Here is a 17328-nt window from a genome sequence, read left to right on the forward strand (position 1 = left end):
CCTAGATTGAGCCATTCGGGCCATTTGGTGAACGTTTTTGACTACCCGTTGTGATAGTGCGCAAAAACGTTACCGGGCTTCGGTGTCGGCTGCGTCACCCGTTCGCTGTCCCGCGACCCATCCCGCGATCTGCGCGCGGGAGGTGAAGTCGAGCTTGGTCAGGATGTTCTGCACGTGTCCTTCGACCGTGCGCTGGGCGATCACCAGGTTCTCCGCGATGTCCTTGTTCGTGCGCCCCTGCGCGACCAGGTCGGCGATCTGCCGCTCGCGGCGGGTCAGCGGCATCGGGTGCACGTTGTCCTCGGCCTCCGAGCTCGACGACGCCCGCCTGGCGGTGCGCTTGAGCTCCAGCGCGTAGTCCACGGCGTGCGTCAGCGACATCTCCCGGCCGCGCTCGTACTGCTCGTCGAACGCTTCCGGTCCCAGCGCCGTCCGGATCTGCATCAGGTGCTGGTCGTGGTCGCCCGCGAACCGCGCCCAGAACCCCGGCGCCGCGCGCACCGCGTCCCACAGCGCGGAGGAGGTGCCCAGCAGCCGGGCCGCGCGTTCGAAGCGCTGCTGCCGGTGCGCGATCCAGGCGAGCGTGTCCATGCTGAAGGCGATGCCCAGCCGGTTGTCGAGCTTGCGCTGCAACCGCAGCGCCTCCTTCACCGAGTTCTCCGCCCGGTCGGCGCGGTCCCGGCGCATCTGCACCTGGGCGGTCGCCCACTGCGCGTATGAGCGCCAGTACAGCTCGCTGTGCTCGGTGGACAGCTGGATGCACTCGGCGAGCATCCGCAGCCCGGCGTCGGGGTCGTCGCCCATGCCCTTGATCAGGCCCAGCGCGTGCAGCGACCACAGCTCACCGGCCAGCTCCCGGTGCTTGCGGAACTGCTGCAGCGCCCCCTCGGCCAGCTCGGTGCCGCGCTGCTGGTCGTTCTTGAAGAACGCGACCAGTCCGTGCAGCAGCGCCAGGTAGGCGCGCTCGATCTCGTCGCCGCGCTGGGTGGCCAGCACGGTGGCGCGTTCGAGGGTCGGCTGCACCCGGTCGAGATCGCCCTGCAGCAGCGCGAACCAGGCGCTGACCCGCAGCGCCTTGGCGCGTTCGGGCAGGTCGCGCGGGGTGTTGTCGAGGACCTCGTCCAGCCAGTGGCGCGCTTCGGCGTTCAGGCCGCGGATCCCCCAGTAGGGCCACAGGTCGGTGACCAGCCGCAGCGCGGTCCCGCCGGTCTCGGAGCCCTCGGCGGCGTGCCGCAGCGCCATGCGCAGGTTGTCCTGCTCGTTCCGGAGGCGCTGCACCCACGCGGCCTGGTCGGGGCCGATCCACTCGGCGGCGAACCGCGCGCTGAGCTCGGCGAAGAAGGTGCAGTGCCGGTCGCGCACGAGGTTCGTCTCGCCGTACTCGCCGAGCTTGTCCAGGCCGTACTCGCGCAGCGTGTGCGGCAGCCGGTAGCGGACCTCGCCGCCGTCCTCCTCGCGCATCAGCACGGACTTGTCGACCAGCGAGTGCACCGCGGTGAGGATGTCGACGCCCTTGCCGTCGCCGGCGACGTGCTCGGCGGCGGAGAGGTCGAAGCTGCCGGAGAACGCCGACATCCGCGCCCACGCCCGCCGGTCGCGCTCGTCGAGGAGTTCGTAGCTCCAGTCGATCAGCGCGCGCAGCGTCTGCTGGCGCGGAGGCGCGCCGCGGCGGCCCTCGGTGAGCAGGTCGTAGCGGTCGGCGAGGCGCTCTTCGAGCTGTTGCAGCGACAGCGACCGGAGCCGGACCGCCGCCAGCTCTATGGCCAGCGGGTTTCCGTCGAGGTGGTGGCACAGGCGCATCAGCGCCTCGGCGTTGTCGGCGGTGACCTCGAACTCCGGGACCGCGGCCTTGGCGCGGTCGACGAACAGCCGGACCGAGGAGAACTGCTCGTAGGCCTCGGCCGGCGGCAGGTGGCCGGGATCGGGCACCTGCATCGGCGGCACTACGACGGTGGACTCACCGGCCACGCCGAGCGACTGCCTGCTGGTGGCCAGCACGCGCACACCCGGGCACCAGCGCATGATCGCGTCGACGAGCATGGCGACGTCTTCGATCACGTGCTCGCAGTTGTCCAGGACCAGCAGCATCTCGCGGTTCTTGAGCTGGTCGACGATGGTCTCCAGGCCCGCGGCCGAGGACGGTCCGCCGAGGCCGAGCTGCTCGATGACGGCGTCGAGCACCAGCGCGCCGTCGTCGAGGTTCTCCAGCTCGACGAACCACGCCTTGTCGCGGAAGGAGCGGCGCATGTTGGAGGCCACGCGCACGGCCAGCCGCGTCTTGCCGACGCCGCCCGGGCCGGTGAGGGTGACCACGCGGGCCTCGGAGAAGAGACGTTTGGTCAGGGTGATCTCACGACGACGGCCGACGAAGCTCGTCACGTCGGCCGGGAGGTTGCCCGCTGATTCGCGCATGCGGGCGTTGGCAGTGGAGACCACCATTCGAGCTTAGCTCGCGAATCGGCCGCTGACCTGGGATCTTGATCCGCCCGGCCGCTGTAATCCCTTCGAGGGGACTTCGGAGATCAGCCGACCTTCAGTAGACGTGGAATCCACCCGGCCGGGGGTTTCGCGGCTCTCTCCGCCACCTCTTCCGCCGGGACATCAGCCACCGGATCGGCCCCACCTGATCTCCCCTCTAGGGTCGAGGCGTGAGGTTCGAGGGTTTCGGTGACGGTGTGGTGGAGTTCTACGAAGGGCTCCTGGCGGACAACTCGAAGGCCTACTGGGCGGACAACCAGCGGCTCTACTCCGAGCACGTGCGGGCGCCGATGGAGGCGCTGCTGGCCGAGCTGGAACCCGAGTTCGCTCCCGGGTTCGGCAAGGGCAAGGTGTTCCGGGCCTTCCGCGACGTGCGGTTCAGCCGCGACAAGTCGCCGTACAAGACCCACTGCGGAGCCGTCATCGAGCAGGGGCGTGGTGGCGGCGCCTACTACGTCGAGGTCGGCCCGGAGGGGATGGTGGTGGCGGGCGGCTGCTACCACACCGAATCCGATCAGCTGGCCCGATTCCGGGCGGCCGTGGACACCGAGATCCACGGCGAGGAGCTGCGGCGGCTGCTCGCCGCGCTCGCCGAGCAGGGCTGGGAGATCGCCGGGACCACGCTGCAGACGCGCCCGCGCGGTTTCGCCCCCGACCACCCGAGGCTGGACCTGCTGCGGCACAAGACGCTCTACGCGGCGCGCACCTGGGAGCCCGACGACGTGCTGCACGAGCGCGATTGCCTCCAGCGCGTGCGCGAGTCGTGGGAGGCGGTGCGCGAGCTCAACCAGTGGTGCGCCGACCACATCGGCGTCACCGAGAAGAAGCGGCGCTAGGAGATGGTGCTCCGCCGCATGCTTCAACGGGCCTTGGACCGCAGGGCGAACACCGCCCAGCCGATCAGCGCGCCCGCGACGTCCACGACGCCGTCGACGAGGTCGCAGCTGCGCCCCAGCGGCAGCGCGCCCTGCAGCAGCTCGGAGAGCGCGGCGTAGGCGACGAGCGTCGGCAGCAGCGACGGGGTGCGCCATCCGGCGATGCGACCGGTGATCGCCAGCGCGGCGAAAAGGGTGAAATGCACCACTTTGTCGGTCCCGGGCGGGGCCGTGGGCACGCCCGATTCCGGGGTGAACAGCACGATCACGCTGACCAGGAGCGCGATCAAGAGCGGAAGCCGCCTGAGCTGGTTTCTGTAATGATCCAGCAACGAAATCACCGATCAGCTTCTTGGGGCGTGGCTGAGTGCTGCACCCGGGCGGCGAGAGACTACGCTGACGTGATGTGAGTCGACGAGCCAAGATCGTTTGTACCATGGGCCCCGCCACCGCCAATCCGGAGAAGGTGGCCGAGCTCGTCAGCAGCGGAATGGACGTCGCCCGGCTGAACTTCAGCCACGGCAGCCACGCCGACCACCAGCAGGTCTACGACATGGTCCGGGCCGCGGCGAAGGAATCCGGCCGCGCCGTGGGCATCCTAGGAGACCTGCAGGGACCGAAGATCCGGCTCGGGAAGTTCGCAGCCGGACCGGTCGAGTGGCGAACCGGCGACGTCGTGCGCATCACGGTCGATGACGTGCAGGGCACGCATGACCGGGTGTCCACCACCTACAAGGGCCTGGCCGAGGACGCCAAGAAGGGCGACCGGCTCCTGGTCGATGACGGCAAGGTCGCGATGGTCGTGACCACCGTCGAGGACAACGATGTCGTGTGCGAGGTGACCGAGGGCGGTCCCGTCTCCGACAACAAGGGAATCTCCCTGCCGGGCATGGACGTCTCCGTACCGGCCCTGTCCGAGAAGGACATCGAGGACCTGGAGTTCGCGCTCGAACTGGGTGTGGACTTCATCGCGCTGTCGTTCGTGCGCAGCCCCGCCGACATCGACCTGGTCCACCAGGTCATGGACCGCGTCGGCCGCCGCGCACCGGTCATCGCGAAGCTGGAGAAGCCTGAGGCGGTGGACAACCTCGAAGCCATCGTGCTGGCCTTCGACGGCGTCATGGTCGCCCGCGGTGACCTCGGCGTGGAGCTCCCGCTCGAACACGTCCCGCTGGTCCAGAAGAAGGCGATCCGCATCGCGCGGGAGAACGCCAAGCCGGTCATCGTGGCCACCCAGATGCTGGACTCGATGATCCAGAACTCGCGCCCGACCCGGGCCGAGACCTCCGACGTCGCCAACGCGGTCCTCGACGGCGCCGACGCGGTGATGCTGTCCGGCGAGACCAGCGTCGGCCGCTACCCGATCGAGACCGTGCAGACCATGGCCCGCATCGTCGAGGCCGTGGAATCCGGTTCGCCCACGCCGCCGCCGCTGAGCCACGTCCCGCGCACCAAGCGCGGCGTGATCTCCTACGCGGCGCGCGACATCGGCGAGCGCCTCAACGCCAAGGCTCTGGTGGCCTTCACGCAGTCCGGCGACACCGTGCGCCGGCTCGCGCGACTGCACACCCGCCTGCCGCTGCTGGCGTTCACCCCCGAGGAGTCCGTGCGGAGTCAGCTCGCTCTCACTTGGGGGACGGAAACGTTCTTGGTGCCTAAGGTGGACACAACGGACCAGATGGTGCGGCAGGTCGACCAGGCGATGTTGTCCCTGGGCCGGTCGCAGCGCGGCGACATGGTCGTGGTCGTCGCCGGTTCGCCGCCGGGCACGGTCGGTTCGACCAACCTCATCCGCGTGCACCGTCTGGGCGAAGAAGACCACGTCTGATCGGCCTCGGGCGGGAGCACCAGCTCCCGTCCGGCCGGTCGGGCGCACTACCCGAGGAGCACGCAGTGACCGAAGCGGCCAGGGCCGCAGCAGCCGACCCGACCGGGACCCACCTGCAGGGCGAGGTTCCGGTGGACGTCAACGGCGTGCCGCACGGCCAACCCGTGCTGGACAGCCTGGTGGCGCTGCTGGACCTGGAGCGCATCGAGGAGAACATCTTCCGCGGTGTGAGCCCCGCTTCCTCGACCATCCGCGTCTTCGGCGGTCAAGTCGCCGGGCAGGCGCTGGTCGCCGCCGGTCGCACGGTGCCGGAGGAGCGACGGGTGCACTCGTTGCACGCGTACTTCATCCGGCCCGGCGACCCGAGCATCCCGATCGTCTACGAGGTCGATCGCACCCGTGATGGTCGTTCCTTCACCACGCGCCGCGTGGTCGCGCAGCAGCGCGGCAAGACGATCTTCTCGCTGTCGGCGTCGTTCCAGGTCGACGAGGGCGGCATCGACCACGCCGAGCCGATGCCCGAGGTCCCCGACCCCGAATCGCTGCCGACGTTCGGCGAGCGGCTCGGCGAGTCGCTGTCGAAGTTCGGCCCGCCGCAGCCCCGCCCGATCGACGTCCGCTACGTCACCGAGCCGCCGTGGGTGAGCCGCGAGAACGGCCCGCGCGAGGCCCGCAACCAGGTGTGGATGCGCGCCGACGGCGTGCTGGCCGTGCCGGACGACCACCTGCTGCACGTCTGCATCGCCGCCTTCGCCTCCGACATGACGCTGCTGGACGCGCCCCTTGCGCGGCACGGCGTGTACTGGGGCCTGGACAACGTCGTCGGCGCGAGCCTGGATCACGCCATGTGGTTCCACCGCCGCTTCCGCGCTGACGAGTGGTTCCTCTACGACTGCGCCTCGCCGAGCGCCTCCGGCGGACGAGGTCTGGCAACCGGCCGCTTCTTCTCCCAGGACGGCCAGTTGGTCGCCACGGTCGTCCAAGAAGGCCTCCTCCGAGTCAACGACTGATCTGCCGTTTCCCGGCTCCGCGTGCCCACTCCTGTCCAGAACCCCGATTTCAGTGGAAATCAGGTCCCGGAGTTCCACTGAAATCGGGTTCCGGAGTTCCACTGAAGTCGGGTCCCGGAGTTCCACTGAAATCTGGGTGGTCACGTGCGGGGTGCCGGGTTGTGGTGGGTTGGGTGAGTCGGACGTCTGTGATCGTGGTTGCTGCGGAGCTGGGTTCAGGTTCGCCTGCGGCGTTTGGGGCGCAGGTGCTTGGGGGCCGTGAGGGCTCTGGTGCGGAGCTGTTCCAGGACGATCGAGCTGGTGAAGTTGCGGACCTCGGTTCGCGACGCGAGCTTGTCGACGAGGAATTCCTGCAGGTGCTTGGTGTCGGCCACCGCGACGTGCAGCAGGAAGTCGGCTTGGCCGCTCACGTGCAGGAGTGAGCGGGTCTCCGGCTGGGCCATGACGAACTCGCGGAACTGATCCACGATCTGACGGGTGTGCGGGCGGACGTTGACCGCCACCACCGCTTCCAGCGCCAGTCCCGTCGCGGCCGGGTCGACGTCGATGTGCGACCCGGTGATCACTCCCTGTTCTCGCAGCCTGCGGACGCGTTGCAGGCAGCTGGACGGCGCCAGCCCGATCCGTTCGGCGAGGGTGCGGTTCGGCAGGGTCGCGTCGTTCTGCAACTCCTCCAGAATCCACCAGTCAACCGAATCCAGTTCGACTGATTCACTCATAACCGAACATCCTACGCAGCTGGTCGAAACCAGGCGAACCATCGACGGAGAATCTGCGCATCTGCTTCCCCGAAATTCTTCGAAGGAGTTCGTCGTGCACATCGCCTGGGGGTCGTTCCTGCTGGCGTTGCTGGTGATCGTGCTGGTCCCCGGCCCCGACTTCGTCCTGGTGACCCGCAACGCGGCCAGCGGTCGCAGGTACGGATGGCTGGCCGCGGCGGGCGTGAACTGCGGACTGCTGCTGCACGCCACCGCCGCCACCCTCGGCCTGTCGGCGCTGGTCGCGGCCGTGCCGACGGCGCTGTTCGTGGTCAAGGGACTGGGCGTGGCCTACCTGGCGTGGATGGCGCTGCAGATGCTGCGCCACGCCGGTTCCAGCCCGGCCGAGGCCGTCGTCGAGCAGCCGCGTTCCGGTCGCGCGGTGTTCCTGCGCGGACTGCTCACTGACGTGCTCAACCCGAAGGTGATGCTGACGTTCCTGACGCTGCTGCCGCAGGCGATGGACCCGAGCGCGGCGCCGATGCCGCAGGCCGCGCTGCTCAGCGGGGTCGCGGTGATGGCCTTCGCCGCGTGGTGGCTGGTCGTGGTCCCGTCCGTCGGCCGGCTGGCCGCGCTGCTGGCGAGCCCCAAGCGCCGCGCGGTCTTCGAACGCTGCTGCGGCGGCGCCCTCCTCGCCATGGCCACCTCAATCGCAGTCGGCTAACCCACCTCCCCGCCCACACCCGGATTACCGCAGTATTCAGACCCCGGATTACGGCGGTATTCAGACCTCACCCCCTGCCCGTACCCGGATTACCGCAGTATTCGGGTCCCGGATTACTGCGGTATTCGGGCCCCGCCTCCCTGCCCGTGCCCGGATTACGGCGGTATTCCGTTGCCTGATTACCGGGGTGTTCCGGGTGCGGAGGTTGGGGGTGATCCGGGTTCGGGTGGGGATGGGGTTTGTTGTTTGCGGCTTTTGGGTTGGGTTTGTTGACCTTTCACAGGTGGGCTGCTTAGTGTCCGTGATCTCGGAGAGGAGCGGGCATGCGCAGACGGTGGGCGTTCGTGGTCGGGTTGGCGGTGGCGTTCCCGCTGGTGGCGGTGCCGTCGACAGGTGCGGCGCCGACCGGGGTGGACGCGCTGAAGGTCGACCTCGACGACATCCTGGCCGACCCCAGGCTCGGCGGTGCGCAGGCCGGGGTCGTGGTGCGCGATCCGGCCACCGACGAGGTCCTCTACAGCAGGCAGGCCACCGACCGCGCCACGCCGGCCTCCAACGCGAAGCTGTTCACCGCGGCGGCGGCGCTGGAATCCCTCGGGCCCGACTACCGGTTCCGCACCCAGGTGCTCAGCGACGCCGCGCACCAGGGCCCGGCGCTGCTGGGCGATCTCCACCTGCGCGGAACGGGCGATCCGACGATGCTGGCCGCCGACTACGACCGGCTTGCCGCCCAGATCGCCGAGCAGGGTGTTCGCGAGGTGCGCGGCCGGCTGCTCGCCGACGACACCTGGTTCGACGACGTTCGGCTGGGCTCCGGCTGGGCCTGGGACGACGAGCCCTACTACTACTCGGCGCCGGTCTCGGCGCTGAGCGCGGCGCCGGACACCGACTTCGACGCCGGGAGCGCGATCGTGCGGGTCACACCCACCGCGCCTGGCCAGGCGCCGGAGGTCGCGCTCGACCCCGGAACCGGTGCGCTGAGCATCGACAACCGCGCCACCACCGCTGCCGAAGGCGAACCGGGCATCACCGTCACCCGCGACCACCACAGCGGCCGGGTCGTGGTGACCGGGACCGTCCCGGCCGGTGCCGAGCCGGTCGAGGAGTGGGTGGCCGTGCCCGATGCGACCGCCTACGCCACCGACGTCTTCGCCCGCGCCCTGGCCGCGCACGGCATCACCGTCACCGGGACCGGGAAGGCCGCCGCACCGCAGGGCGCCCGCGAACTGGCCGCGCGCGAGTCGATGCCGATGCGCGAGCTGCTGGTGCCGTTCCTCAAGCTCAGCAACAACGGCCACGCCGAGGTCCTGATCAAGGCCATGGGACGCGAGCAGGCCGGGGAGGGGAGCTGGGCGGCCGGGACGCGCGTGCTCGCCGAGCGGCTGCGGGGGCTCGGCGTGGACGCCGAGGCGCTGCGCCTGGTGGACGGATCAGGGCTGTCCCGGATGGACGGCGTCACCCCGGAACAGCTCGCCCTGCTGCTGGACAACGCCTCGCAACGCCCGTGGGCCCAGACCTTCTACGACGCCCTGCCGGTCGCCGGGGCGCCGGACAGGCTGGTCGGCGGCACCCTGCGCAATCGGATGGCCGGCACCGCCGCGGCCGACAACGTGCACGCCAAAACCGGTTCGCTGACCGGTGTTACGTCGCTGTCGGGCTACGTCACCGCCGCCGACGGCCGCAGGCTGGTGTTCTCGGTGGTGTTCAACGACTTCCTCTCCGACACCCCGCAGGACCTGGAGGACGCGATCGCGGTCCGGCTCGCCGAGCACAACGGCGCCGCCGACCAGCCGCGCGGGCGCCCGCGGGTGCCGCAGCCGCGCACGGCGCCCGACGACCCGAGCACCCCGCGCGACGAGAGCGCCCTGGAGTGCGCCTGGACCAAGTCTTGCTGAGTCGGTTCCCCCTAGGGGCAACGGTTTCGGGTTCGGTTGGCGTTTCGGTGCCATACCTGAGAACAGCTCATGTGCTCCCCGGTAGCGTGACCGCCGTCAGAGCTGCCGCAGCCGAGGAGCCCGTTCCCGTGACGTTCATCAGCGACGCCCTGGCCATGATCGCCGGTCTGCCCCGACCGCTGCTCGTGCTGGCAACCGGAGCTCTGGTGCTCGGCGAGTGCACCATCGGCCTGGGGTTCCTGGTCCCCGGCGAAGCGGGTCTGCTGGTGGCCTCGGCCGCGGTGAACGACCTCGGTTTCTTCCTGACGCTGGCCGGAACCGTGGCGGTGTGCGCGGCAGTCGGCGACAACATCGGGTTCTGGCTGGGCCGCCGGTACCGGCTGAAGATGCGCGAGACGAAGGTGGTGCGCAAGCTCGGCCAGCACCACTGGGATCGCGCGGGCACGCTGCTGCGGCGCTGGGGGATCGGTGCGGTGCTGGTGGGCAGGTTCCTGCCGGTGGTGCGGACGCTGCTGCCCGCCGCTGCGGGCGCCAGCGGCATGTCCTACCCGCGGTTCTTCCTCTCGTCGGTGATCGGCGCCGTGGCCTGGTCGGCCACGCACGTCGGCATCGGCTGGGTGGCGGGAGCGTCGGCGAAGTACGTCGAGTCGATGCTCGGCCGGGCGAGTTGGGTGCTGGCGATCGCCGTCGTGCTGGTCGGTGCGGGTGTCTGGGCTTGGAAGCGCCGTCGCCCGCGCAGCCAGGTCGTGCCCGAGCAGGTGGAGGACGTCGAAACCGCGGCTTAAGAGCTGTTGAGGGACCACTTTGCGTGACGGTGCGGGTGGCGGAACCTGAGCGGCTTCGTGGTCTCCGTGCGCCGCTTCTTATGTATGTCCAATACACGGCGTCGCGGCGTACTCGCCACGAAGCCGCTCAGAACCCGCGGCGGTGCGGGCTGAGTCCCACACCTGGAACAGCAGCTCCGCCGCACCCCTCAGCAGCTCCTAGTGAGCCGGGCGGTGCAGTGAGATGCGGACGCCGCGGCCGGTGGGCGACGGGGTGACGCGGACGTGAGTCTCATTCATGTGTCTGGACTCTAACGCACGCTTCGGCGTAAAACCAGTGGTGAAAGGGCTGGCGGCCGATGGAAGGCGTGCGCGTCCACCCGTTGAGCGGAGTGCGGTGAGTCGCACGGGTGGGACTAGACTCGAACTCATGGCACACGCTGGCGCGAGCGACGTGACCGCGACCGCGGGGGACAGCGACTTCGTCGAATACCTCGAACGGCACCTGGCTGAACGCGGGTGGACCGTTCACGACTTCTGCGAGCACAGCGGACTGAGACCGAGCGTGGTCTTCCGCTGGCGCAAGGGCTACCGGCCCGACATCGGCAACGCGCGGATCATGGCCAGCGCCCTCGGCGTCCCGTTGCTGGAAGTGCTGGTCAAGGCCGGTCGGCTGAGCGCGGACGAGGCCGGAGCCGAGGTCCGCATCGTTCCCGAGCTCGACTCGGTGCCCACCCAGGTCCTGCTGCGCGAGGTCAGCGCGCGCGTGGAGAAGCTGGAACGCTCCGCCGCCGATCACGCGGAAGCCGGTGTGTAGCTGCCGGGCCCTGGTGAGATTTGGAAGCGGTCGGCCCTCCGCGAACGTTCACGGCCGAAGGCGCATGGGAACGGGCCCCGGTCGATGACCGGGGCCCGTTCTCCGCGAGGCGTGGGAAGTCAGACCCGGGCGGGTTGCTTCTTGCGGCTCGGCCGACGACGATCGCGATCGCAACGCGGCGTTTTTGCTCAGACGATCAGAGGTTCGGGTAGAGCGGGTGCTTGGCGGCCAGGGCCTCCACGCGGGTGCGCAGCTCGGCGCTGATCGACTCGTCGAAGTTCGGCTTGAGGGCCTGCGCGATCACCTCGGCGACCTCGGTGAACTCCTCCTTGCCGAAACCGCGGGTGGCCAGCGCCGGGGTGCCGATCCGCAGACCCGAGGTGACCATCGGCGGGCGGGGGTCGTTCGGGACGGCGTTGCGGTTGACCGTGATGCCGATCTCGTGGAGCCGGTCCTCGGCCTGCTTGCCGTCCAGCTCGGAGTTGCGCAGGTCCACCAGCACCAGGTGCACGTCGGTGCCGCCGGAGACCAGCGAGACACCGGCCTCGGTGGTGTCGGAGGCCAGCAGGCGCTCGGCCAGGATCCGGGCGCCCTCGACCGTGCGGCGCTGGCGGTCCTTGAACTCCTCGCCGGCGGCGATCTTGAACGCCACCGCCTTGCCCGCGATCACGTGCTCCAGCGGGCCGCCCTGCTGACCGGGGAAGACCGCGGAGTTGAACTTCTTGGTGAACTCCTCGTCGTTGGACAGGATCACACCACCGCGCGGGCCGCCCAGCGTCTTGTGCGTGGTCGTGGTGACCACGTGCGCGTGCGGCAGCGGCGACGGGTGCAGACCCGCGGCCACCAGACCGGCGAAGTGCGCCATGTCGACCATCAGGTAGGCGCCGACCTCGTCGGCGATCTCCCGGAACCGCTTGAAGTCCAGCTGGCGCGGGTAGGCCGACCAGCCCGCGACGATCAGCTGCGGCTTGTTCTCCCGCGCCAGGCGCGCGACCTCGTCCATGTCGACCCGGTGGTCGGACTCGGAGACGTGGTACGGCACGACGTTGTAGAGCTTGCCGGAGAAGTTGATCCGCATGCCGTGGGTGAGGTGACCACCGTGGGCCAGGTCCAGGCCCATGATGGTGTCGCCCGGCTTGAGCAGCGCGAACATCGCCGCGGCGTTGGCCTGCGCGCCCGAGTGCGGCTGCACGTTGGCGTAGCTGGCGCCGAAGAGGTCCTTGATGCGGTCGATGGCCAGCTGCTCGACGACGTCGACGTGCTCGCAGCCGCCGTAGTAGCGCTTGCCCGGGTAGCCCTCGGCGTACTTGTTGGTCAGCACCGAGCCCTGCGCCTGCAGCACGGCCTGCGGCGCGAAGTTCTCCGAGGCGATCATCTCCAGGGTGTTCTGCTGGCGACCCAGCTCGGCGCCGACCGCCGCTGCCACCTCCGGGTCAACCGTTGCCAGGGCATCGTTGAACAGATCCGGGTTCGACATCAGTGTGTGCCTCCTGTTTCTTTCTGGAGTCAGGCGTTGCGGCGGTAGAACGGCAGCTCGACGACCCGCACCGCGACGTTGCGGCCTCGGATGTCGACTTGCAGGGCCGTGCCGGGTTCGCTGTGCTCCCGGTCGACGTAGGCCATCCCGATCGGGTGCCCGAGGGTCGGGGACGGTGCGCCGCTGGTGACCTCGCCGATCTCGGCGCCGTCGGCGTCGAGGACGCGGTAACCGTGGCGCGGCGCCCGCCGCTGGTCGGTGGTCAGTCCCACCAGGGTGCGCTCGGTGGGCTTCTCGGCAACCGCGGCCAGCGCGGACTTGCCGACGAAGTCGGCGTCCTTGTCCAGCTTGACCACTCGGCCGAGGTTCGCGTGGAAGGGCGTCAGCTCCGCGGACAGCTCGTTGCCGTACAGCGGCATGCCGGCTTCCAGGCGCAGCGTGTCGCGGCAGGACAGCCCCGCCGGCTGCAGGCCGTGCTCGGCGCCGGAGGAGGTCAGCGCCTGCCAGACGGCCTCGGCGTCGCCGGGGGCGGTGAACAGCTCGAACCCGTCCTCGCCGGTGTAGCCGGTGCGCGCCAGCAGCACGTCCTTGCCCGCGACCGTCGAGGGGTAGCCCGCGTAGTACTTGACGGTGCTCAGGTCGGTGTCGGTCAGCGGCGCCAGGATCGCCACCGCGTTCGGGCCCTGCACCGCGATCAGCGCGTAGTCGTCGGAGGCGTCGGAGTGCGCGGCGTCGAAACCGGAGACCCGCTCGGCCAGCTCGGCGGAGACCACGGCGGCGTTCGCGGCGTTGGCCACGACCAGGAACTCCTGCTCGGCGAGCCGGTAGACGATCAGGTCGTCGAGCACGCCACCGGAGTCGTTGCAGATCATGGTGTAGCGGGCGCGACCGGGGGTGATGGCCGAGGCGTTGGCGACCAGCGCGTAGTCCAGCGCCTCGGCGGCCTGCGGGCCGCTGATCAGGATCTCGCCCATGTGCGTGAGGTCGAACAGGCCGGCGCCCGTGCGCACCGCGTTGTGCTCGGCGGTGTCGCTGCTGTAGCGAACCGGCATCTGCCAGCCGGCGAACTCGGTGAAGGTGGCGCCGAGGGATTCGTGCACCGCGTGCAGCGGTGTCCGGCGGGGCGATGACATGGTGAAACTCCTCCTGGGTGGGCGTGCCGGTCGGCAGTCGAGGGCCGGTCAGCTCACGCGCCCAACCTTATCCGGGGCGCCTCGACCCCCGACCGTCGCGGTCTGCGCTGGTCGGGCGGGGTCTCCCCGGAGTCATTGGCCTGAGAGTTTCACCACCCGGCGGGGTGGTTTGCACCGTGGGCGAGAAGCGCGATGCTCCTGCTTTTCTCCGTGATTCGCCTGGTGTCCTGCGGTAACGGTGCCTGAGAGTTTACTGGGGAGTATTGCTCCTTCGGCGCCTCGTCCGGCGAGGACGAGGTCTCTCCCGCGAGACGTCATCGGCGCGGTATTCGGTTGTACCGCTCACAGACGCTACGAACCGCCCCACCCCCAGTCAACAGGAAGACCGAGTGATCTCAACCCTTGCGCAGCGGCTTTCCGGATGGTTGCGGGGCTGCGCGCGAGAGGCGCGGTTCACCAAGGAGCGAAAAGGCCGAGCACCCGTCTCAGGGCCTCATCGATGTCCTCCATGTCGTCTCTCGTCAACGTGCCTGCTTGTTGGCTGAACCGCTGCTGCGGATCGATGGCCTGGAGTTGTTCAACCAGGACCCGTGTTCGCTGTTTTCCGATGCGAACCTCGGGGCGGTGTGCCGCAGGGCGTGCGCTGGTCGACGTCGGTGCGGCGATCACCGTTGAAGTCAGGAGCGCGTCTGACTGAAGGATCACGGCGAAGCGTGGGCCGCGCTGTTCGTGACCTCGTGCGTTCGGATTTTCCTTCAGCCGGTACACGTCACCACGCATCGCCCGCGCCCATCGCTTCGCGGGCAGCGTTGACCTCGGCGAGGTCCTCTGGATCTTGAAGCAGTTTCGCTGATTCCTCTCGCATCTGCTCGGTGACGAGGTGCCGATAAGACAGGTCGAGCGCACAGCGGATGGCGTTGTTGCGTGAGCTGCCATCGCTCATGAGTGCGGCCAGTTTTCGTTCCGCGTCGTCGTCGAGTCTGACGGTGAAGCTGGTGGACATGCCTCGAGAATACGCGTTGCGAACCGGATGGTGAACCACAATTGGTTCGGCTGATGGTGGCATGCGTGGTTCATCCGGTGAGGTCTTCGAGTTGGGTCTTGAGGCCGTCGATGAGGGCCGAGAGGGCGAGTTCGAAGCTGGCGGCGTCTATTTCCGCCGCCTTCTGGTGGAGAAGGTGGGCCCTGCTGAGGTGCGGGAAGCGGTTGGCGTAGACCGTGGCGTCGGCGGGGAAGCCGTGGCTGAACGAGCCCATGGCCGAGCCGATGACCAGGTACTTCGTCGAGGCGCCGATCATCGTGGCGTAGCGCTGCGGCCAGCCGGCCCGGGTGAGGCCGCCGTGGACGGCGTCGGCGGCGCGCAGGGCCGAATCGCGCCGGGCCGGGCCGTAGGCGATGAACGGGACCAGGTTCGGGTGGTCGACCAGGGCGGCGCGGTAGGAGCGGGCCCAGGTGCGCAGGCCGGCGGCCCAGTCCCGGTCGAAGTCGGAGACGTCGACCGCGCTCATCACCTCGTCGGCGATCTCGTGCAGCAGGTCTTCCTTGGTGGCCACGTGGTTGTACAGCGACGCGGCGCGCACGTCGAGGCGCTCGGCCAGCCTGCGCATCGAGAGCGCCTCCAGGCCCTCGGTGTCGATGATCTCCAGCCCGGACCTTCGGATGAGTTCCGGGGAGAGTCGGGGTGTGCTGGGTCTGGGCAACGTCTGTCTCCTCACCGGAACCCTTGCGGCGTGCGCCGGGACGGTTCTAGGCTGCCATAAAACTAACGGTGTTAGTTACCGGCCTGCACGGAAAGGAACCACGCGATGGTCGACTTCTCGCTCTCCGACACCGAGCGCGACATCCGCGACTGGGTGCGCAACTTCGTCCAGCGGGAGCTCATGCCGCTGGAGCCGGAGGTGCTGCGCAGAGAGCGGGCGGGTCAGCGCGGTCTCACCAAGGACGAGCTGCTCGAACTCCAGGACAAGGCCAAGGAGGCCGGGTTCTGGGGCGTCCAGACGCCGGAGGAGTACGGCGGCATGGACCTCTCGGCCGTCATGACGGCGCTGATCGAGGTCGAGCTCGGCCGCACCTACGTGCCGTTCCGCTTCGGCGGTTACGCCGACAACATCCTCTACTACGCCAACGAGGAGCAGAAGCAGCGCTACCTGCTGCCGACCATCGAGGGCACCCGCAAGTCCTGCTTCGCCATCACCGAGCCCGGCGCGGGTTCGGACGCCAAGAACCTGCGCACCACCGCCGTTCGCGACGGCGACGACTGGGTCATCAACGGCGAGAAGACCTTCATCACCGGTGGCATCGACGCCGACTTCGTGATGGTCTTCGCCGTCACCGACCGGGAGAAGGGCGCCAACGGCGGCGTGACCTGCTTCCTGGTCGACCGCGACATGGGCTGGAAGTCCGAGCCGATCGACATCATGGGCCCCGACGAGCGCCAGCCGGCCGCGCTGGTGTTCGACAACGTCCGAGTGCCCGACGAGAACGTGCTCGGCGAGGTCGGCAACGGCTTCGGGCTGGCCATGCAGTGGATCGGCCGGGGTCGCTACCTGCTGCCCGCCCGCGCGCTGGGCGCGTGCGAGCGCCTGGTGGAGATGGGCTCGGAATACGCCCAGAACCGCGAGACCTTCGGCGCTCCGATCGCCGACCGGCAGGCCATCCAGTGGATGATCGCCGACTCGGCGGTGGAGATCGAGGCGCTGCGCTGGCTGATCCTGCAGGCCGCCTGGCAGGTCGACCAGGGCATGGACTCCCGGCACGCGCAGTCCATCGCCAAGCTGTTCGGCGCCACGCACGCCAACCAGATCGTCGACCGGGTCCTGCAGATCCACGGAGGCATGGGCTACACCAAGGAGCTCCCGGTCGAGCGCTGGTACCGCGACCTGCGGCTGCTCCGGATCTTCGAGGGCACCGACGAGATCCAGCGCCGCACCATCGCCCGCAACGTGCTCAAGGGCCACGCCTCGGTGAGCGGTGTCCTCGGCTAAGAGCTGTTGAAGGGCGACTTTGCGTGGCGGTGCGGGTGGCGGAAACCCCCGAAGGGGAAAGCGCAGCGGCTTCGTGGTCTCCGCGCGCCGCTCCTGATGTATGCCGCTTGCCCAGGGTGTGGACATCGGCGTCGCGGCGTACTCGCCACGAAGCCGCTCAGAACCCGCGGCGGTGCCAGCTGCTCCGGTGGGGTGAGGAGGATGCGGCTCCGCCGCATGCTTCCAGCCGGAACCGGAACGTCACCGGAACGTCGCCACTCCGTTCGACGTGGTGAGGCGTGAGTCGCGGGTGATTTGTCGGTAGTCTGATGGACAACGGCCTCGATGCATCGGGAGTGATGATGTCGCTGTTCAAGAAGGTCACCGACTTCGCCAAGAGCCCGCAGGGCAAGAAGGTGGTCGACCAGGCCAAGAAGTACGCCTCCGACCCGAAGAACAAGGAAAAGATCGACCAGGTCAAGAACAAGTTCATGGGCAAGGGCGGATCCGGCTCCCAGGGTGGTTCCCAGGGCGGACACCACTGAGCGAAAGTCCCAGGAGACGACCTCCGGCGTGCAGCCGGAGGTCGTTTTTCTGTTGCTCGCCGGGCGATCGACAGTAGAGTCCGATCCCGGGTCGTTCTCCACGGCGAGCAGCACGGAGGTC

General features: G+C 69.1%; 17 protein-coding genes and 2 riboswitches. Of the genes, 9 read left to right on the forward strand and 8 right to left on the reverse strand.

What is annotated here, in order from left to right; all coding sequences use genetic code 11:
* Positions 1-69 precede the first annotated feature (69 nt).
* Positions 70-2436, reverse strand: a complete 2367-nt coding sequence (locus AB0J78_RS13610; protein ID WP_363789230.1) for a LuxR C-terminal-related transcriptional regulator — start codon at positions 2434-2436, stop codon at positions 70-72.
* A 212-nt stretch (positions 2437-2648) separates the two neighbouring features.
* Between AB0J78_RS13610 and AB0J78_RS13615 the strand changes: the two genes are divergently transcribed.
* The gene (locus tag AB0J78_RS13615) at positions 2649-3314 is read left to right on the forward strand and encodes a DUF2461 domain-containing protein (RefSeq protein ID WP_363789231.1); all 666 of its coding nucleotides are present in this window, start codon (positions 2649-2651) and stop codon (positions 3312-3314) included.
* A 23-nt stretch (positions 3315-3337) separates the two neighbouring features.
* On the opposite strand, the gene AB0J78_RS13620 is transcribed toward AB0J78_RS13615, so the two are convergent.
* Positions 3338-3643, reverse strand: a complete 306-nt coding sequence (locus AB0J78_RS13620) for a VanZ family protein (protein WP_363789232.1) — start codon at positions 3641-3643, stop codon at positions 3338-3340.
* 116 nt (positions 3644-3759) lie between these two features.
* On the opposite strand from AB0J78_RS13620, the gene pyk reads away from it, so the two are divergent.
* Both pyk and AB0J78_RS13630 read left to right on the forward strand, forming a co-directional pair.
* Entirely contained in the window at positions 3760-5181 is a 1422-nt protein-coding gene (gene pyk / locus AB0J78_RS13625) for a pyruvate kinase (protein WP_363789233.1), read from the forward strand.
* 113 nt (positions 5182-5294) lie between these two features.
* On the forward strand, positions 5295-6191 hold the full coding sequence (locus AB0J78_RS13630) for an acyl-CoA thioesterase II (protein WP_363789327.1): 897 nt from the start codon (positions 5295-5297) through the stop codon (positions 6189-6191).
* A gap of 215 nt (positions 6192-6406) precedes the next feature.
* Here the strand turns inward: AB0J78_RS13630 and AB0J78_RS13635 are convergent, their stop codons facing one another.
* Entirely contained in the window at positions 6407-6910 is a 504-nt protein-coding gene (locus tag AB0J78_RS13635; RefSeq protein WP_363789234.1) for an Lrp/AsnC family transcriptional regulator, read from the reverse strand.
* Between the two features lie 94 nt (positions 6911-7004).
* Between AB0J78_RS13635 and AB0J78_RS13640 the strand changes: the two genes are divergently transcribed.
* From AB0J78_RS13640 to AB0J78_RS13655, 4 genes are all read left to right on the forward strand, one after another.
* Positions 7005-7613: a LysE family translocator gene (locus AB0J78_RS13640; RefSeq protein WP_363789235.1), complete on the forward strand. Its 609-nt coding sequence runs from the start codon at positions 7005-7007 to the stop codon at positions 7611-7613.
* A 323-nt stretch (positions 7614-7936) separates the two neighbouring features.
* On the forward strand, positions 7937-9508 hold the full coding sequence (gene dacB / locus AB0J78_RS13645; RefSeq protein ID WP_363789236.1) for a D-alanyl-D-alanine carboxypeptidase/D-alanyl-D-alanine-endopeptidase: 1572 nt from the start codon (positions 7937-7939) through the stop codon (positions 9506-9508).
* A 128-nt stretch (positions 9509-9636) separates the two neighbouring features.
* Positions 9637-10293, forward strand: a complete 657-nt coding sequence (locus tag AB0J78_RS13650; protein ID WP_363789237.1) for a DedA family protein — start codon at positions 9637-9639, stop codon at positions 10291-10293.
* Positions 10294-10702: 409 nt separating this feature from the next.
* Positions 10703-11089 (forward strand): helix-turn-helix transcriptional regulator, encoded by a 387-nt coding sequence (locus tag AB0J78_RS13655; RefSeq protein ID WP_363789238.1) that lies wholly within the window; start codon positions 10703-10705, stop codon positions 11087-11089.
* Between the two features lie 196 nt (positions 11090-11285).
* On the opposite strand, the gene glyA is transcribed toward AB0J78_RS13655, so the two are convergent.
* The 5 genes from glyA to AB0J78_RS13680 form a co-directional block, all read right to left on the reverse strand.
* On the reverse strand, positions 11286-12566 hold the full coding sequence (glyA, locus tag AB0J78_RS13660) for a serine hydroxymethyltransferase (protein ID WP_363789239.1): 1281 nt from the start codon (positions 12564-12566) through the stop codon (positions 11286-11288).
* Positions 12567-12595: 29 nt separating this feature from the next.
* Positions 12596-13699: a glycine cleavage system aminomethyltransferase GcvT gene (gene gcvT, locus AB0J78_RS13665; protein WP_363789240.1), complete on the reverse strand. Its 1104-nt coding sequence runs from the start codon at positions 13697-13699 to the stop codon at positions 12596-12598.
* A gap of 119 nt (positions 13700-13818) precedes the next feature.
* Positions 13819-13918, reverse strand: a riboswitch (glycine riboswitch).
* 1 nt (position 13919) lies between these two features.
* Positions 13920-14016, reverse strand: a riboswitch (glycine riboswitch).
* A gap of 136 nt (positions 14017-14152) precedes the next feature.
* Positions 14153-14467, reverse strand: a complete 315-nt coding sequence (locus AB0J78_RS13670; protein WP_363789241.1) for a type II toxin-antitoxin system PemK/MazF family toxin — start codon at positions 14465-14467, stop codon at positions 14153-14155.
* A 1-nt stretch (position 14468) separates the two neighbouring features.
* Positions 14469-14702, reverse strand: coding sequence for a hypothetical protein (locus AB0J78_RS13675; RefSeq protein ID WP_363789242.1), 234 nt, complete (start codon positions 14700-14702; stop codon positions 14469-14471).
* A 70-nt stretch (positions 14703-14772) separates the two neighbouring features.
* Positions 14773-15399 carry a TetR/AcrR family transcriptional regulator gene (locus tag AB0J78_RS13680; protein ID WP_363789243.1) on the reverse strand — a complete coding sequence of 209 codons (627 nt, stop codon included), beginning with the start codon at positions 15397-15399 and terminating at the stop codon, positions 14773-14775.
* Between the two features lie 105 nt (positions 15400-15504).
* Between AB0J78_RS13680 and AB0J78_RS13685 the strand changes: the two genes are divergently transcribed.
* Both AB0J78_RS13685 and AB0J78_RS13690 read left to right on the forward strand, forming a co-directional pair.
* On the forward strand, positions 15505-16683 hold the full coding sequence (locus AB0J78_RS13685; protein WP_363789244.1) for an acyl-CoA dehydrogenase family protein: 1179 nt from the start codon (positions 15505-15507) through the stop codon (positions 16681-16683).
* Positions 16684-17024: 341 nt separating this feature from the next.
* Positions 17025-17207: a hypothetical protein gene (locus AB0J78_RS13690; protein WP_132625899.1), complete on the forward strand. Its 183-nt coding sequence runs from the start codon at positions 17025-17027 to the stop codon at positions 17205-17207.
* The last annotated feature ends 121 nt before the right edge of the window (positions 17208-17328 follow it).

Source organism: Saccharopolyspora sp. NPDC049426, from assembly GCF_040676935.1.
In the GTDB taxonomy this organism is placed as follows: Bacteria; Actinomycetota; Actinomycetes; order Mycobacteriales; family Pseudonocardiaceae; genus Saccharopolyspora.

Bases quoted from the DNA above. Each gene is read 5' to 3' on its own strand.
- AB0J78_RS13635 (WP_363789234.1), bottom strand. From the start codon at position 6,910: ATGAGTGAATCAGTCGAACTGGATTCGGTTGACTGGTGGATTCTGGAG.
- dacB (WP_363789236.1), top strand. From the start codon at position 7,937: ATGCGCAGACGGTGGGCGTTCGTGGTCGGGTTGGCGGTGGCGTTCCCG.
- AB0J78_RS13655 (WP_363789238.1), top strand. From the start codon at position 10,703: ATGGCACACGCTGGCGCGAGCGACGTGACCGCGACCGCGGGGGACAGC.
- glyA (WP_363789239.1), bottom strand. From the start codon at position 12,566: ATGTCGAACCCGGATCTGTTCAACGATGCCCTGGCAACGGTTGACCCG.
- gcvT (WP_363789240.1), bottom strand. From the start codon at position 13,699: ATGTCATCGCCCCGCCGGACACCGCTGCACGCGGTGCACGAATCCCTC.
- AB0J78_RS13675 (WP_363789242.1), bottom strand. From the start codon at position 14,702: ATGTCCACCAGCTTCACCGTCAGACTCGACGACGACGCGGAACGAAAA.
- AB0J78_RS13685 (WP_363789244.1), top strand. From the start codon at position 15,505: ATGGTCGACTTCTCGCTCTCCGACACCGAGCGCGACATCCGCGACTGG.
- AB0J78_RS13690 (WP_132625899.1), top strand. From the start codon at position 17,025: ATGTCGCTGTTCAAGAAGGTCACCGACTTCGCCAAGAGCCCGCAGGGC.